The sequence below is a fragment of the Streptomyces sp. NPDC091292 genome (assembly GCF_044757265.1).
Taxonomy (GTDB): domain Bacteria; phylum Actinomycetota; class Actinomycetes; order Streptomycetales; family Streptomycetaceae; genus Streptomyces.
Genome location: NZ_JBIVUQ010000038.1, coordinates 23,869 through 39,717 on the forward strand (window position 1 = coordinate 23,869; position 15,849 = coordinate 39,717).

14 protein-coding genes and 2 pseudogenes are annotated in these 15,849 nt (G+C 69.8%); 10 read left to right on the forward strand and 6 right to left on the reverse strand.

Annotated elements, in window-relative coordinates; genetic code table 11:
* The first annotated feature begins 88 nt into the window (after positions 1-88).
* Complete coding sequence (locus ACIQNU_RS43195) at positions 89-835, forward strand: hypothetical protein (protein WP_401378067.1); 747 nt, start codon at positions 89-91, stop codon at positions 833-835.
* A 98-nt stretch (positions 836-933) separates the two neighbouring features.
* Here ACIQNU_RS43195 and glyA read toward each other — a convergent pair whose 3' ends face one another.
* Positions 934-2,205: a serine hydroxymethyltransferase gene (gene glyA / locus ACIQNU_RS43200; RefSeq protein ID WP_401378070.1), complete on the reverse strand. Its 1,272-nt coding sequence runs from the start codon at positions 2,203-2,205 to the stop codon at positions 934-936.
* Positions 2,206-2,482: 277 nt separating this feature from the next.
* On the opposite strand from glyA, the gene rocD reads away from it, so the two are divergent.
* The 7 genes from rocD to ACIQNU_RS43235 all read left to right on the forward strand — a co-directional run bounded on the left by rocD (position 2,483) and on the right by ACIQNU_RS43235 (position 9,303).
* Positions 2,483-3,721, forward strand: coding sequence for an ornithine--oxo-acid transaminase (gene rocD, locus ACIQNU_RS43205; RefSeq protein WP_401378128.1), 1,239 nt, complete (start codon positions 2,483-2,485; stop codon positions 3,719-3,721).
* Between the two features lie 59 nt (positions 3,722-3,780).
* Positions 3,781-4,626 carry a hypothetical protein gene (locus ACIQNU_RS43210; protein ID WP_401378131.1) on the forward strand — a complete coding sequence of 282 codons (846 nt, stop codon included), beginning with the start codon at positions 3,781-3,783 and terminating at the stop codon, positions 4,624-4,626.
* Between the two features lie 321 nt (positions 4,627-4,947).
* On the forward strand, positions 4,948-6,666 hold the full coding sequence (locus ACIQNU_RS43215) for an ATP-binding protein (protein WP_401378073.1): 1,719 nt from the start codon (positions 4,948-4,950) through the stop codon (positions 6,664-6,666).
* A gap of 4 nt (positions 6,667-6,670) precedes the next feature.
* Positions 6,671-7,081, forward strand: a complete 411-nt coding sequence (locus tag ACIQNU_RS43220) for a roadblock/LC7 domain-containing protein (protein WP_389880337.1) — start codon at positions 6,671-6,673, stop codon at positions 7,079-7,081.
* Positions 7,078-7,446, forward strand: coding sequence for a DUF742 domain-containing protein (locus ACIQNU_RS43225; RefSeq protein WP_401378075.1), 369 nt, complete (start codon positions 7,078-7,080; stop codon positions 7,444-7,446). Before ACIQNU_RS43220 ends, ACIQNU_RS43225 begins: the two co-directional genes overlap by 4 nt.
* Positions 7,427-8,056 carry a GTP-binding protein gene (locus ACIQNU_RS43230; protein WP_401378078.1) on the forward strand — a complete coding sequence of 210 codons (630 nt, stop codon included), beginning with the start codon at positions 7,427-7,429 and terminating at the stop codon, positions 8,054-8,056. The genes ACIQNU_RS43225 and ACIQNU_RS43230 overlap by 20 nt, the downstream gene beginning before the upstream one ends.
* Entirely contained in the window at positions 8,053-9,303 is a 1,251-nt protein-coding gene (locus ACIQNU_RS43235) for a cytochrome P450 (protein WP_401378080.1), read from the forward strand. The genes ACIQNU_RS43230 and ACIQNU_RS43235 overlap by 4 nt, the downstream gene beginning before the upstream one ends.
* A 47-nt stretch (positions 9,304-9,350) precedes the next feature.
* Here the strand turns inward: ACIQNU_RS43235 and ACIQNU_RS43240 are convergent, their stop codons facing one another.
* Entirely contained in the window at positions 9,351-10,355 is a 1,005-nt protein-coding gene (locus ACIQNU_RS43240) for a terpene cyclase (protein WP_401378083.1), read from the reverse strand.
* Positions 10,356-11,089: 734 nt separating this feature from the next.
* Here ACIQNU_RS43240 and ACIQNU_RS43245 point away from each other — a divergent pair.
* The gene (locus ACIQNU_RS43245; protein WP_401378085.1) at positions 11,090-11,482 is read left to right on the forward strand and encodes a hypothetical protein; all 393 of its coding nucleotides are present in this window, start codon (positions 11,090-11,092) and stop codon (positions 11,480-11,482) included.
* Positions 11,483-11,839: 357 nt separating this feature from the next.
* Positions 11,840-12,250 carry a hypothetical protein gene (locus ACIQNU_RS43250; protein ID WP_401378088.1) on the forward strand — a complete coding sequence of 137 codons (411 nt, stop codon included), beginning with the start codon at positions 11,840-11,842 and terminating at the stop codon, positions 12,248-12,250.
* A gap of 147 nt (positions 12,251-12,397) precedes the next feature.
* Here ACIQNU_RS43250 and ACIQNU_RS43255 read toward each other — a convergent pair whose 3' ends face one another.
* From ACIQNU_RS43255 to ACIQNU_RS43270, 4 genes and pseudogenes are all read right to left on the reverse strand, one after another.
* Positions 12,398-13,111 (reverse strand): hypothetical protein, encoded by a 714-nt coding sequence (locus ACIQNU_RS43255; protein ID WP_401378090.1) that lies wholly within the window; start codon positions 13,109-13,111, stop codon positions 12,398-12,400.
* A gap of 248 nt (positions 13,112-13,359) precedes the next feature.
* Positions 13,360-14,443: pseudogene (locus ACIQNU_RS43260) on the reverse strand (Tn3 family transposase); the annotation flags it as partial.
* A gap of 76 nt (positions 14,444-14,519) precedes the next feature.
* Positions 14,520-15,374 (reverse strand): recombinase family protein, encoded by an 855-nt coding sequence (locus ACIQNU_RS43265; RefSeq protein ID WP_401378092.1) that lies wholly within the window; start codon positions 15,372-15,374, stop codon positions 14,520-14,522.
* Between the two features lie 194 nt (positions 15,375-15,568).
* Positions 15,569-15,778 (reverse strand): annotated as a pseudogene (locus ACIQNU_RS43270) (helix-turn-helix domain-containing protein); the annotation flags it as partial.
* Between the last annotated feature and the right edge of the window lie 71 nt (positions 15,779-15,849).

Sequence of the window (15,849 nt, forward strand, 5' to 3'; positions counted from 1 at the left end):
CCGTATCGGGGAGCGACTGGGGGTTCGGATGTACGGGGTGTACGGGAAGTGGCGGGCGGCGAGGGTCCGTTGGGGGACCTGGGCGGGGATGGCGGTCGCGTCGGTGGCGGCGCTGGTGCTGGTCCTGCTCGGGGCGCCGACGGCGACGGCGGGCGGGCCGACGAGCGTGCTGGTGGTCTCCCCCGAGAGCGCCCAGGCGAGGGCGTTCTACTACTCGGACAGGGAGTACGACGAGTTGATGCGGCTCCTCGGCCAGGCGGAACGGGACGGCGAGAAGCCGCCGGAGGACCTGAAGCTGGGGAATGCCGGCCGCCAGATCAACGTGACCTGGATGGCCCACGACATATCGCCGTGGCGCCTGGACCGGGTCTTCCCGGACCAGCGCGGGACCGACGCCGTCTGGATCCATACGACACAGACCATGTCGGACATCGGGGAAGGCACCTGGCACCGGGCCAAGGAACCGAAGGAACTGCGCACGCTGGTCAAGAAGTTGGGCCTGATGGGCAAGGCGTCGCCGCAGGGGGCGGGCGGCATCTTCCCGGAGCCGGCGACGGCGCCCGAGGAGACGGCCGCGCCCGAGACGGAGGTATCCGAGACGGCGGCTCCGGCGCCGCACGCGTCGGCGGCGAAGGCGTCCACGGGACCGTCCGAGAACTGGTGGTGGTCCGTGCCGGGTCTGGCGGCAGGAGCACTGCTGGCCCTGTTCCTGCGCCCGATAGCCCTGCGCGCGGCGACCACGGGCCCGGTGGCGTCGTGGCGCCGACGCGGCAAGGACAGGGATGGGGACAGGGACCGGGACCCGGGGCTGCGCCAGGAGCTGCGGGACCTGTGAGTCGAGGCGGTGGCGACCACCGGGCCCCAGTGCCGGTCCGGACCGGACCGGTCCGACAGAGCTGGGTCGTCGCCCGCCGCGCCCGCCGCGCCCGTGGGTCAGTCGGTCGGGAGGCCCGGGGCCGGGAAGACGGCCATCAGGTCGGCGACCTCGGTACGGAGCTTGGCGAGGGCGTCCTCATCGCCGGAGCGGGCGGCGGCGACCCCGCGGTCGATCCACTCGGCGACCGTCGGCATATGGGCGGTGGTGAGGCCGCGTGAGGTGAGAGAGGGGGTGCCGATCCGGATGCCGGAGGGGTCGAAGGGCTTCCGGGGGTCGTAGGGCACGGTGTTGTAGTTGACGACGATCCCGGCCCGGTCGAGAGCCTTGGCGGCGATCTTGCCGGGGGTGTCCTTGGGGGTGAGGTCGATCAGGATCAGATGGTTGTCGGTGCCGCCGGAGACCAGGTCGAAGCCGCGGGCGAGCAGGGCGTCGGCGAGGGCGCGGGCGTTGTCGACGACGGCGCGGGCGTATGCACGGAAGGAGGGCTGGGCCGCCTCGTGGAGGGCGACGGCGATGGCGGCGGTGGTCTGGTTGTGCGGACCGCCCTGGAGCCCGGGGAAGACCGCCTTGTCGAGAGCCTTGGCGTGCTCCTCGCGGGACATCAGCATCGCGCCGCGCGGGCCCCGGAGGGTCTTGTGCGTGGTCGTGGAGATCACGTCGGCGTGCGGTACGGGTGACGGGTGGGCGCCACCGGCGACGAGGCCGGCGATATGGGCGATGTCGGCGACGAGGACGGCGCCGGACTCGCGGGCGATCTCGGCGAAGGCGGCGAAGTCGATGGTGCGGGGCAGGGCGGTGCCGCCGCAGAAGATCAGCTTGGGCCGTTCGGCGAGGGCGAGGTCGCGGACCTGGTCGAAGTCGATGAGGCCGGTGTCCTGACGCACGCCGTACTGGACGCCGCGGAACCATTTGCCGGTGGCCGAGACGCCCCAGCCGTGGGTGAGGTGGCCGCCCATCGGCAGGGCCATGCCCATGATGGTGTCGCCGGGCTCGGCGAAGGCGAGGTAGACGGCGAGGTTGGCCGGGGAGCCGGAGTAGGGCTGGACATTGGCGTGGTCGACGCCGAAGAGGGCCTTGGCGCGGTTCGCGGCGAGGCGTTCGACCTGGTCGATGATCTGCTGGCCCTCGTAGTAGCGGCGGCCGGGGTAGCCCTCGCTGTACTTGTTCTGCAGGACGGTGCCGGCGGCTTCGAGGACGGCGGTGGAGACGTAGTTCTCGCTGGGGATCAGGCGCAGCGTGTCGGCCTGGAGCTGCTCCTCGGCGGCGACGAGGGAGGCTAGTTCGGGGTCGGTCGCGGAGAGTGCGGGATGCGAGAGGGGAAGAGACATGGCGTCCTCCGGGGCGAGCGGTCAGTGTCCGGTCGTGGTCCCGGGGTGCCCAGGCGGGCGGCACCTCGAAGGCGGGCGGGCGTCGGGACGCCCGTACCGCGTACGGCTTCCCCAGGGTCGCTTCCCTGCGCGCCAGTCGCCGTACGTGAAATCCACCCTAGCTGGACCTGCGACGGGGAAGGTTTCGTTGTCCGGCATTCGAGCGACCATAGAAAGACGTCCGATCGACGTGAGGAAGGCGATAGAAAGGGGCGCCACCCCGCCCGCCCGCCGCAGGATGAACGGAGAACCCGTGTCCACCACCGAAAATCCGACCGCTCAGGTCATCGCATCGGCCGATGCGCACAGCGCGCACAACTACCACCCGCTGCCCGTGGTCGTCGCCACCGCGGAGGGCGCGTGGATGACGGACATCGAGGGCCGCCGCTATCTCGACATGCTGGCGGGCTATTCGGCGCTGAACTTCGGCCATGGCAACCGGCGTCTTATCGACGCCGCGAAGGCGCAGCTGGACCGGGTGACGCTGACCTCGCGGGCGTTCCACCACGACCGGTTCGCCGAGTTCTGCACCCGGCTCGCCGCCCTGTGCGGGATGGAGATGGTGCTGCCGATGAACACCGGCGCGGAGGCCGTCGAGACGGCGGTGAAGACCGCGCGGAAGTGGGGGTACCGGGTCAAGGGCGTCCCGGACAACATGGCGAAGATCGTGGTCGCGGCGGACAACTTCCACGGCCGTACGACGACGATCGTCAGCTTCTCGACGGACGCGGAGGCGCGGGCGGACTTCGGCCCGTACACGCCGGGCTTCGAGATCGTTCCGTACGGCGACGCGACGGCGATGCGCAATGCCCTCACCGAGAACACGGTCGCGGTGCTGATCGAGCCGATCCAGGGCGAGGCCGGGGTGCTGGTTCCGCCGGCGGGGTATCTGCGGACGGTCCGGGAGCTGACCCGCGAGCGGAACGTGTTGTTCATCGCCGACGAGATCCAGTCGGGGCTCGGCCGGACGGGGCGGACGTTCGCGTGCGAGCACGAGGGCGTGGTGCCGGACATGTATGTCCTGGGCAAGGCGCTGGGCGGCGGGGTCGTACCGGTGTCGGCGGTGGTGTCGAGCGAGGCGGTGCTCGGGGTGTTCCGGCCCGGTGAGCACGGTTCGACGTTCGGCGGGAACCCGCTGGCGTGCGCGGTGGCGCTTGAGGTGATCGACATGCTGGAGACCGGTGAGTACCAGCAGCGGGCGGCCGAGCTGGGCGATCACCTCCACCATGAGCTGCGGCTGCTTGCGGGGGGTCCGGGCAGCGCGGTACGGGAGGTGCGCGGGCGGGGCCTGTGGGCGGGTGTCGACATCGACCCGTCGCGCGGCACCGGCCGGGAGATCTCGGAGCGGCTGATGGACAAGGGGGTGCTGGTGAAGGACACCCATGGTTCGACGATCCGGATCGCGCCGCCGCTGATCATCAGCAAGGAGGACCTGGACTGGGGCCTGGACCGGTTGCGGGAGGTCCTGACGGACTGACCGGGCGTACCGCACGGGACTTCCCCGAACCCGCTTAGAGTCGCTTCGTGGCTCTAGGGATGCTTTGCGCGCTGGGTGCGGCGGTCTGCTTCGGTACGGCGTCGGTGTTGCAGGCGGTCGCCGCGCGGGCGGCGGAGCCGGGGACCGGGTCCGGGGTGGATCCGGCGCTGTTGCTGCGGGCGTTGCGGCAGTGGCGCTATCTCGCCGGACTGGCCCTGGACGGGATGGGGTTCGTGCTCCAGATCGTGGCGCTGCGCTCCCTCCCGATCTACGCGGTCGGCGCGGCGCTCGCCGCGAGCCTCGCCGTCACCGCGGTGGTCGCGTCGCGCCTGCTCGGCGTACGGCTGAGCGGGCGCGAGTGGGGCGCGGTGGCGCTGGTCTGCGCGGGCCTGGCGATGCTGGGCCTGGCGTCGGGGGCGGAGGGGGCGGGTACGGGTTCGGACGCGTTGCGGTACGCGATGCTCGGTACCGCCGTGGCCGTGCTCGGGCTCGGTGCGGTGGCCGGGCGGCTGCCGGACCGGGTGCGGGCGGCGGCGCTGGGGCTCGGCGCGGGGGTGGGGTTCGGGGTGGTCGAGGTCGCGGTGCGGCTGATCGACGACGTGGCGCCGGTGGCGCTGCTGACGAATCCGGCGACGTATGCGCTGCTGATCGGTGGGGGCGCGGCGTTCTTGCTGCTGACGTCGGCGTTCCAGCGGGGTTCGGTGACGACGGCGACCGCGGGCATGGTGATCGGCGAGACGATCGGGCCGGCGCTGGTGGGCATCCTCTGGCTGGGTGACCGTACGCGCCCCGGTCTCGCCTGGCTGGCCGCCCTCGGTTTCGTGGTGGCGATCGCGGGCGCCCTGGCCTTGACCCGCTTCGGGGAACCCCCCGCGCCCCGGCCGGTCGAGGACCCCACCGGCTGAGAAGTGGCCAGATAGTTGCGGTTCCGTTCGATCGCGCCACTTTCCGTGGACGGGCCCCCACCTCGTCGGCGGTGCGACTGGGGCGTACGGGAGGCGACTTGTCGACTTGTAGTGGGGTGGCCGAAGATCGACCAGTGAGCGGCGGCTGAGTGGGCGGGCTTGATCAACAGGTCGTGTCACCCGCTAAGCTCCTTTGTGGCGTGCCGAGTTGACGCGATGCACACCCCGTCGTGTCCCGCCACGCGGGCCGTGCCTGTCGTCGCAGGGGCCCCCACACGCTTCTCCCCACTCTGTTCGATCGCGTTGGTTTCGAGGATGCTGATGGAACTTGCCACTCCGCCCCCGGCGGTCCGGGCTTCGGCCACCTGGCACGCCTGGTGGCTCCTGCCGCTGGGACTTGCCGCGGGCACGGTCACGACCGTGGCCGCGGGCCCCGACGGGGTACGAATACCCGGGCTCGTCGCGGGGGTGGTGGTGACCGCGGCGGCGGCTTTCTGTGTGCGGCTCCTGCTCCGTTCGCGGGCCGAGCTGCGCCGCGCGGCGGCCGGTTTCCAGACGACACAGGCCCAGCAGCTCCAGCAGTGGCAGCAGCGCGCGGCGGCACAGGATCAGCAGTGGCAGGAGCGACTGGCCGCGATGGAAGGCGAGTTGCGGGCGGAGCGGTCGGCGTTCGAGGCGCGGGTGACCGAGGCGACGCGCGGCGGCCAGGATGTGGCGGATCGTCAGAAGGCCCTGACCGCCCGGCTGAGCGGCGACTACCTGCCCAAGGCGCTGGAGCGGCTGCGGGCGGGCGACGCGATCGACGACGTACTCGCCCCGCTGGGTGAGGACGCGGACGCGGCGGCGTCGCCGGAGTTCCGGGCGGAGCTGCGCAAGGTGCTGCGTGCGGCGCTGATCTCGGTCGAGGAGGAACTCGACCGCAGTACGTCGGCGGAGCAGGCGGTGATCAGTATCGGCAGCCGTATCCATGTCCTCACCAGCAAGATCCGGGGGCGGCTGCACGAGATGCAGGGTGAGCACGGGCGGTTGCCCGCGGTGGCGCGCGGACTGATGGAGCTGGACCAGGCGATCGGCCCGGCGGACTGTCTCGCGGCGAGCATCGGCGTACTCGGCGGCTCGGACCGGCCCGGACGGCAGTGGCAGGAGCCGCAGCGGCTGCTCAGTGTGGTGCGCGGCGGCATCGGCCGGATCAAGGACTTCGACCGCGTCCAGGTACGGCATCTGCCCGAACTGGGCGTCGACGGCGGCCTGGTGGACCACCTCACGCTGGTGTTCGCGCAGCTCCTCGACAACGCGGCGCGCTACTCGCCGCCGAGTGAGCCGGTCGTCGTCTCCGGCAAGGAGGTGCCCAACGGTGTGGGCATCGAGATCCAGGACGCGGGCAAGGGCCTGACCGAGGAGAAGAAGCGGCAGGCCGAACAGGCGCTGGCCGGCATCGCGGAGGGCCCGGGTCTCGCCGGTCTGTCCGAGGACGCCCATCTCGGTCTGCGTGTGGTGGGAATCCTGGCGCAGAAGTACGGCATCCGCGTGACGTTCGCGGACTCGCCGTGGCTCGGTACGTCGGTCGTGGTCGTCGTCCCGCACAAGTACTTCACGCAACTGCCCGTACTGCGGCCCTCCGGCACCTCGATGACGGCCCCGGACGTCCTCCCCGACGACTGGCGCACCGAAGCCGGCTTCGGTATCGGCACCGACACCGCCGAAACCGGCGTCAACGGCACCCCCGTCGACGCGCTCGCCCACCACACCGAGCCCCACACCCAGCCCTTCCCCGGCACCCGCACCCTCGCGGACACCCACGCCGGTACGGGCACCACCCCGGGGGGCCTGCCCCGGCGGCGCAGCAAGCGGGACACGTACGAGTCCGCGGACGCCGACCCGCAGCCGGCACCCGCTGCCACGGCGAACGGCTCCGCCTCGACCACCGCCACGACGACGGCCCCCGTCCCCGTACCACCCGACGCCTCCTTCACCGGCCTCGCCGCGTTCGCGACCGCCGGAAGAGAGACCGACGAGCCCCGTAACGAAGAGAGCGACTAGCCACATGACGCAACACGGAACCGACGTGAGCTGGGCGCTCCGCGATCTCGTCGACAGCATCGAGGAGATCCGTTTCGCGCTCGTGGCCTCCAGCGACGGCAAGGCCATCACGTCCTTCGGCGCCGACGACCCGGACGACGTGGACCGCTTCGCGGCCGTCGTCGCGGGGCTCCAGGCGCTCGCACAGCCGGTGGCGGAACAGTTCCCGCAGTTCGGCGGGCAGTTGCGCCTCGCGATGATCGAGGTCGACGGCGGCCATCTGTTCGTGGTCCGCGCCGGCCTGGAGACCTACCTCGGTGTGATCGCCCGGGAAGGGCTCGACCAAGGACTCCTCGGCCACCAGATGCGTGATCTGGCCCGCAGGATGGGCGAGTTGCTCGGCACCACACCCCGTCTGGAAGAGCATCCTGGATGACTGACCCCCACCGGCCCACGGATCCGTCCGGTCTTGAGCGGTACTACGTCCTCACCGGAGGCCGCAGCGGACCGGGCGGTTCGGCTTTCAGCCTGGACGTGGCGACCCTCATCGTGACCCGTACCGCGCCCGTCGCGGGAATGCAGCGCGAGCATGAGGAGATCCTCCGGTGGTGTCGCGATCCGCTGTCGGTGGCCGAACTCGGCGCCCATCTCGGATTGCCGTTCAACATTCTCGCGGTGCTCGTGACCGACCTGCTGGACGCGGGCCGGGTGGAAGCGCGTAACCCGCTCTCGGCGTCCGCCGGGCACGGGTCGGACCTCGCGCTGCTTGAGGAGGTACTCAGTGGACTTCAACGGCTTTGACCGCCCCGACATGCCGGCGGCGGCGGGCGCGAGCGGCGCGGACCCCGCGACCCGCTCGGTCAAGGTGATGATCGCCGGCGGCTTCGGCACCGGCAAGACGACCATGGTCCGCGCGGTGAGCGACATCAGGCCGCTCACCACCGAGGAGACGCTGACGCAGGCGAGCGCCGACGTCGACGATCTCATCGGTGTCGCGGACAAGCAGGAGACGACGGTGAGCCTGGACTTCGGGCGCATCGCGATCAATGAGCGCCTGATGCTGTACTTGTTCGGTACGCCGGGCCAGGAGCGGTTCTGGTTCCTGTGGAACGGGCTGTTCAAGGGCGCGCTCGGCGCGATCGTCCTGGTCGACACGCGCCGGCTGGCGTCGAGTTTCCGGGCGATCGAGGAGATGGAGCGGCAGAAGGTGCCGTTCGTCATCGCCCTCAACGTGTTCCCGGACTCGCAGCACCATCCGGTCGACGAGATCCGCGACGCGCTCGACATCTCCCCGCACACCCCGGTCGTGGCCTGCGACGCCCGCGACCGGGCGTCCAGCCGCGATGTGCTCATCGCCCTGATCCAGCACCTCAAGGAACGCTCTGCCGCTCTCGCCCTGGAGCCCCGATGACTGACGCGCCCGCAGTGACGGACTCGACGGGGCGGTGCCCGGTGTCGACGGGTCCCGACGGCCTGGTCCGCCTCTACGGACCGGGCGCGGCGACCGACCCGCACAGCATCTACGCCCGGCTGCGCAAGCAGTACGGGGCCGTCGCACCGGTCCTGCTCGAAGGCGACGTACCGGCCTGGCTCGTCCTCGGCTACCGGGAGAACCGGCGGGTCCTGGACAACCCGCGTCAGTTCGCCCGGGACTCGCGGATCTGGCGGGACTGGAAGGAGGGGCGGATCGACACCATGTCGCCGCTCATCCCGATGGTGGGCTGGCGCCCCGACTGCGTCTCGCAGGACGGCGAACCGCACCGGCGGCTGCGCGGCGCGGTGACCGACAGCCTTCAGGCGGTCGCGGGGCGCGGTATCCGGCGGCATGTGACGCACTTCGCGAACAAGCAGATCGACGCGTTCGCGGAGGAGGGCCGGGCGGATCTGGTCGGCGAGTACGCGGAGTTCCTGCCGATGCTCGTCCTGACCAGGATGTTCGGGCTCGGTGAGGACCAGGGCCGCAAACTCGCCCTGTCCTGCGCGGAGTTGATCAAGGGCGGCGAGGACGCCGTGAAGCACGACCGTCTGATCGGCGAGGTCCTCACCGAACTCGCCGCGCGCAAACGCGCCGAACCCGGCTCCGACTTCACGTCCGGGCTGATCGAGCACCACGCGGACCTGGACGAAGAGGAGATCATCAGCCATCTCCGGCTGGTCCTGATCGCCGCGCACACGACCACCAGCAATCTGCTGGCGCGGGTCCTGCAACTCGTCCTGACCGACGCGGATCGCCTCGCGGGGCTGGTGAGCGGGCAGTTGAACGTGTCCTCGGTGGTCGAGGAGGTCATGTGGAACACGCCGCCGCTCGCGGTGTGCCCCGGCCGTTTCGCGACGGCCGACCTCGAACTCGGGGGCCAGCGGCTCAAGGAGGGCGACCTCCTGGTCCTCGGCCTCACCGCGGGCAACCTCGACCCGGAGGTACGCCCCGACGCGGCGGTGGCCCTCCACGGCAACAAGGCCCACCTCGCCTTCAGCGGCGGCGCGCACGAATGCCCCGGTCAGGGCGTGGGCCAGTCGATCATCGAAACAGCGGTGGACGTCCTGCTCCACCGCCTCCCGGGCCTGCGGATGTCGGTCCCGACGACGGGTCTGACGTCCACGGCGTCGACGTGGGAGTCGCGTTTGGACACGTTGCCGGCGGAGTGGACGACGGCGTAGTTTCCGCCCGCCCTCACGCGGAAGCGGAGAGGGCGGGCGGGTGGGGGTCAGACGGTCAGCAAGTCGTCCGGCGCCGAACGGCTGACGGCGCCCGAGGCGTACCTCCCCGTGGTCAACGCCCACTCGTAGTTCCCGTTGATCCAGTGCCGCGCCGCCTCCACCCCCATCCACACCTGCTGCCGTTCGGCGACCCCGAGCCCCAGCTCCTCGCACATCTCCGGAACCCGCGCCTCGAACTCCACGTACTGCCGCAGCCCCTCCGTCGTCATGGCCACCGCCTCGTCCACGGCCGCCTCCCAGGAGCACCCCCGCTCCCGCCGCAGCACGACGATGAGGTTGTGCCCGTCCCCTCGACGCTTCTCGCGTTCGAAGGAGTGGATGTCGTTCATGAACCCGATGGTGTCGGCGGCGGCGTCCCGCAACCCGATCATCACGGGATGCGCCTGCGCCTGGGCGGGCACCTCGAACCGCCGGCTCCGCTCCCCCGCGTCGATGCTGTGGTGTATCCCGACGGTCCGGCGCCGGAACGCCGCGTACTCCTCGACCCCCAGCTCCACGCCTCCGTCGCCCGCCGCGAGATCGACCTCCTCGACGTGCGCCACCAGGAACCGCCCCCATGACGCGGCGAACCGCCCCTGCCAGGTCGGTGACATCCCGTCGGACAGTTGCTCCCACACCTCGGCCCAGGCCAGCGTGATCGGGCAGACCACCCGGGGCGCGCTGCCCACCGGCCGCAGCGGCGTCGCGACAAGCTCCCGGGCGACCTCGGCGACGCGGTCCGCCCGGTCGGGTATCTCAGCGTCGAACTGGTCATCGAAGAGAAAGGCCAGCGAGAACCAGTTCATGAGGACGACCATGTCGTCGGCCGAGGCGTACGGATAGGTACGGCAAGCGGCCTGCGCCAGGTCCCAGGACTCGTACTCGTCGAACCCGGCCTGACTACGGACGAGCCCCGTCTCCCGCACCCAGCGCAGATGTTGCTCACGCGCGGACGCCAGATGTGCGCTGACGGGGGTGCTGAACGGGATGTCGAAGCGCACATCCTGCGGCATCTTCTGTCTCCTAGGGGGAGGTTCACAGGGGAGGCTCACAGGGCCCCGCTCCCCGCAAGCACTTGATCAATCAAACAAGCCGCAGGAGACTGCCCGTTCAACGAACGATCTATGCGCGTGGACGATCAATTCCGGTCCCACATAGGCGTGTTGAGCAACACATCTACACATTCTCGATCACTCTTACGAAGATCATCAGAACGTGGTACGCACCACCCGGCACCCCGCACCGGCCCCCATCAAGACAGCACGCGCGTAAACGCGTCCAACACCCCAGCCCGCCCACCTAAGCCTTGCCGGCTCGAAGGGCAACGCCGGGGCGGATGAGCCCCCGGTCCTTTCGCCTATCAGGGACTCGCCCTGGCGTGGTTGCCTCGTCAGCGGCGGGGGTCGGTGGTGGGGGCGTTGACGCGGTTTTCGTACTCGCGGCGACACGTCGAGCACGACCGGCAGCTCCGGGACCGGGGCGCTCGTGTCGAAGGCAGTGCGGATGGCGTTCGTTTGACGACAGGGGCCGGAGTGTTCCCGCAGTGGGAGTGCTTCGACCTGCGCGTGCGTCGGGTTCACGCGGACGAGGGGTTTCAGCAGGTCAGCGCAATCGTGCGGGGAGTATCGCCTCTACCGTGATTCCCGGGTGAGCGGTGGGCGTCCGGTGTCGGTGCGGCTGCCGCTGTCCATTGGACCAGGCAATCGGGCCGCAGCTTATGGCGGATGCGGCCGAGAGGGGAAACTTCATGCGTATTCGAGCTCTCGCCCTTGTCGCTGCAACCGTGGTGTCCGTGCCGGCCCTGGCCGGTACGGCTTCCGCCGCTCCAGAGAATCTGAACGCGCCTTACGCACGTGCTGCGGCCAAGGTGGCTGGAAACGGAACGCTCCTGGCCACCAAGAACGTCGCGTCGGCGGCCCGGCTGGACGGGAGGCCTGCGGGCGACTACTGCGTGCAGGTGTCCGACCCGACTGTTGACCTGCGCGACGCGGCAGTGGTCGCCACGGTCAACAACTTCCGCGCCATGATCACCGCCATTCCGAACTCCAACTGCAATGGCCTGACCCGCACTATCAGGGTCGTGACGACCAACTACAACAACGACCCTGTCGACGTTCCGTTCACCGTCGCCGTTCTGTAGCCACCGGCGCCTGACCAATGCCCTGGCCGGTGTGCAGTCTCCCCGGGCGGTGGCCGTCGGGGTCTTTGGCCGACCCCCGAACCCACCGCTGATCCCGTCAGGTGTTCACGATCTCGTGCCAGGTTTCTGGCGTATCTGAGTCATGCCGGCCCCTGGCCGAGTGTCACTCTGATTACAGAGAGCTACTTGTCACTTCGCGACAGCTTCGGGGAGAACAGGGCCGAAAGCCGTACCCCGCCCCGGGCTCGCGAGGCGGGGTACGGGCGCGCCCCGGTTGCGCCCGTACCCCCGGACGGGGCCGCGGCCAGCACGATCGATACCACTGAAACGCATTCCAGAACAGCGAGGAGCATGCAGATGGCGGACACCGCGCAGACGACGGGCAAGCTGGAGATCGTCTCGTTCAACATCCTGCTGAAGGGCCGCGACGAACCCCAGGCACTGACCCCGTCCGAGGAGGTCGAGCTGCCCGAAGACTCCCACTACAAGCTGCGGATCACCTTCAAGGTGTCCGACGACCTGGTGTCCGGACTCAAGGCCGTCAGCACGCTCTACCGCAAGGGGATCAAGGTCTCGACGGACAAAAACATGCTCGGATCCTTCGTGCCGCAAATCGCACCCAGCGAGGTTTCACTGCCCCGCAATGGCTGGGAGCAGGCCCCCTCGGGCGTGATTGCCCGAGGCTCCTACACGGCCAAGCTCGCCCTGGTCGACGATGACGGCACCAAGCAGGCCGAACTCGAATGGGCCTTCAAGATCGTCCAGTAACCGGCCCCGAACCACATGGTTCCTCGATCCGAGTCGGTAACAGCTCGCGGCAGCAGCACCCAGTTGGGGCACAGCCAGCCCACCGTGTGGCCGAACAGCGCTTTCGCGCCGTGGGCGGTCGTCGCCTGAGGACGTGATGGCGTCTGATCAGTGGGTGGCGCACTGTTGCTTTTCCGACGCGGACATGGGCCCGGTTCGCTGGAGGATGCGGTCCGGGAAGGCTCTGCTGGGGCTGTCGACAGTGATGTTGATCCGCCAGTCGGGTACGTCCTCGCCACTTGCGGTGAACGAACCGTAGGTGCGTTCTCGGGCAGGCTGGACTTCCACCCAGGACACCTCACCGGGCTGGATCCACTCGGCAATGTCGCGCGTGTTCGTGGTAGTCCAGACCCACGGTCGCTGCTGGGCCTGTTGGGCTTGGGCGAATTGCTGGGCCATCTCGCTGGTGTCCTGCGGCCGGGCCAGGCTCGGACGGGCGAACAGGTCCTTCTGGGTCTGATTGACGCTGTCGTAGGTGTCCTCCGCGTAGCTGATCCGCCGGGTGTGTTCGATCGGGGTACGGGTGCAGTTGACGACGGGCTCCCCGACGACCCGGGTGGGGGCGTAGTAGCGGAAGCTTTTGTCGGGGGCGGCGGCGAAGGTGCAGGCGTCCGGGCCGCTGTTGCAGAAGGCGACCGCGGCTGCCAGGTCGGCGGGCTCACCGTTGAGGAACGCCTCGGCCTTGGGCAACTGCTCCTTGGGAATGGTTTTGTCCGCGCCCGGCGGTGCAGGCGCGGCTCCGGCTGATTGGGGCAGCAGACTCAAACCGACAGCCATACAGGCAACGACAGTGGCGGCGAGGGTACGGGGCAGGAACGTCATTGGCTCTCCTTGATCGTCGGGCCCGCACCACGCGAGACCTCATGTATTGATCATGGAGACGCCCAACCCGCTCGGCCCTCGGATCGCGCCCGGTTCCCCCAAATGAGGGCTCACCGTGCAGCAGGCTGCCGCTACGGCGGGGCCCCGTCCGTCGCGCGAGAAGCCTAGATACCTGGTTGCAGCGCAAGGCGGGGCTTCTCCCGAAATGCCACACCCCGCACCGAACAGTCATGACGGCCGTTCTGGGGTCACTCGTCGGTGGCGGCGTTTTTGTCCCGCAGGGGCCGCAGGCCGCCGGGCAGATCGGGGAGTTGGAAGGAGTATCGGCCCAGCACGTTGATGTGGTGGCGCGCGAGCGGGGGCAGGGCGACGTCCTCGTCGCGGACCTCGAATCCGTCGGTGCGGAGCTGGGTGAGGGCGGCGTCCATGTAGCGGGTGTTGAACAGCACGAGTGCATTGAGCACGAAGCCGAGGGCGCCGAGCTGGTCCTCCATGCCGTCCTGGTAGCGCTGGTAGAACTGCCCGTAGCGGCCGTGGAAGATCTCCCGTGCGAGGGCGTGGCGGCCTTCTTGGAGGTTGGCCTGCACCTTGATCTGGCGGCGGTAGCCGGGTTCGTCGGCCAGGCGCAGGATATGCAGGGTCTTCGCGATCCGCCCGTAGTGGGCGATCGCGTCGCCGAGCCGGGTGGGGCGGCCGTCGCGCGAGAGCATGCGGATGACGTCGTACGCGCGCACGGCGCCGGTGTGGACGGAGCCGATGATCCGAAGGATGTCCTCCCAGTGCCGTTCGATCCTGGTGATATCGACCCGGCCGCGGGCCGCATCCTGGAAGGCGCAGTTTCGTGGCGATGAGCACGTCGAGCAGGTCGAGGGCGTCGTCAACCGCTCGGGTCGTCAGGTAGACCGCAGTGGCCAGCAGCGTGGCCAGGCGCCGGGAGTCGCCGTGCCGCTTGAGCAGCGACGCCTTGCCGTCGACCCCGTACCGCGACAGCTCCGCCAGTCGCCGCGGCGGTATCGCGGACACGTCCACCTCACCCATCCCGAAGTCGGCGATCTCCTCCGCCCGCTCCAGCGCCCACTTCATCTGAGGCCCGGAGATTCGTACCGGACCCCGGCGCAACCGGTCCAGCTCCGACACCCGTCCTCCAGGCGGTACCGTCAGCAGCGAGTCGAGTACAGCCCGTTGGCCGGTACTCAGCAGGCCGTAGAGGGTGTTCCACAGCCGGTTGTTCGCCGTCTCCCGGACGCTGCCCACCAGCCGGGCCAGGCGGCTCGCCAGGGGCAGCAGCACCCGGCGCTCACGCAGCCACCCGCCCGCCGCGTCGAACAGCGACTTCGGCCCGTCGCCGGTCGTCCAGGGGGTGTGACCGAGATACGCGTCAAAGGGGCAACGGGATGATCTTGGGCGCTTAGGCCGTCGACTCGTCGTGTTCGCGCAGCATCCGCATGACGGTGGCGGGCGAGGGGTGCTGCCCCTTCTTCGCGCCGGTGGTGATGACGAGGCGCTTGGCGATGTCGCGCAGGCTCATCTCCTGGTCGCGCAGGTGCAGCGCCATGGACAACATGTCGTCGTCGGTGACCCCGGCGCCGCCGATGGTCTTGCCGCGCTTCCGCGCGCTCTCGTGGCCTTCGAGGGTGCGGTCGCGGATGTACTCGCGCTCCATGCCGGACATGGCCGCGAGCACGGTGAACACGATGCCGGACGGGTCGTGCGAGCCCTTCAGCTCTCCGGTGAGGAACTCCAGGCCGACGTCGCTCGCCTTCAGTTCCTCGGCGAGCATGGCGAGTTCGATGCCGCGGCCGAGCCGCTTGTGCTCGTGCACGACGAGGGTGACGGCGACACCGGAGGAGCGGATCTCCCCGGCGAGCTTCACGGCGGCCTCCAGCTCGGGGCGCTTGGTGGCGCGGGTGGAGATCTTCTCCGAGAAGACCCGGGTGACCCCGGCCTCGCCGAGCGAGTCGAGCTGCGCGTCCAGGGACTGACGGGCTGTGGAGGCGCGGGCGTAACCGAGGCGGACGTGTCCGACCGGTTCGGCGCCGGCACGCACGGGCCGGGGTAGTTCGGTCCACGCCGAGCCCGGCTTGCGTACGGCAGGGGTCGGCACGCTGAGCGCCTTGGCGAGCTGGGGCACCAGGCGGAACCGGGCGGTGTGGTACTGGATCGCCACCTTGCCCTTCCCGGTCCGGCATGGGGAGCCCGCGGGGGCGGCGCAGGTGGACATCGGGCAGTCGTGCGATTCCACGCGCTTGAAGTCGTCGCTCACGACCCCGGACTGTTTCATGAGGGTGTTTCAGATGTCCAGTTGTTTGCAACGACTCATGAAACATGATCGCCGCAGGTGGACGGTCAGGCGGCCGCGTGTTTCATGAGCGACCACCTATGAAACGACCGGGAGCCCCGCCCTTGGCACGACGCGCTCGATGAAGGGCGGCTGAACGAGGTACCCCGGCCTGCGAAGTGGGGAACGGTGGTCGTCGGCTGACGATGCGCCGCCAAAGAACGATCGAGTAGGCCGAGGTCACCGTGGCGTCGGTAGCGGTTGACCCATTTGGACGCGCACGCTCGAGAGACGCCCATCTCGGCTGCCACGTGTGCAATGGGTCGCGTCCGGCACCGTTCGACAAGCCGACGGCGACCTTCGACGGACAGCGGCGCATTCTTGCACATCAACGGGCAGGCTTCCTTCCTCGAAGGGGAACCGCTGCGCAGTCCCTGGCGGCTATGCGTCCCGCACGGTG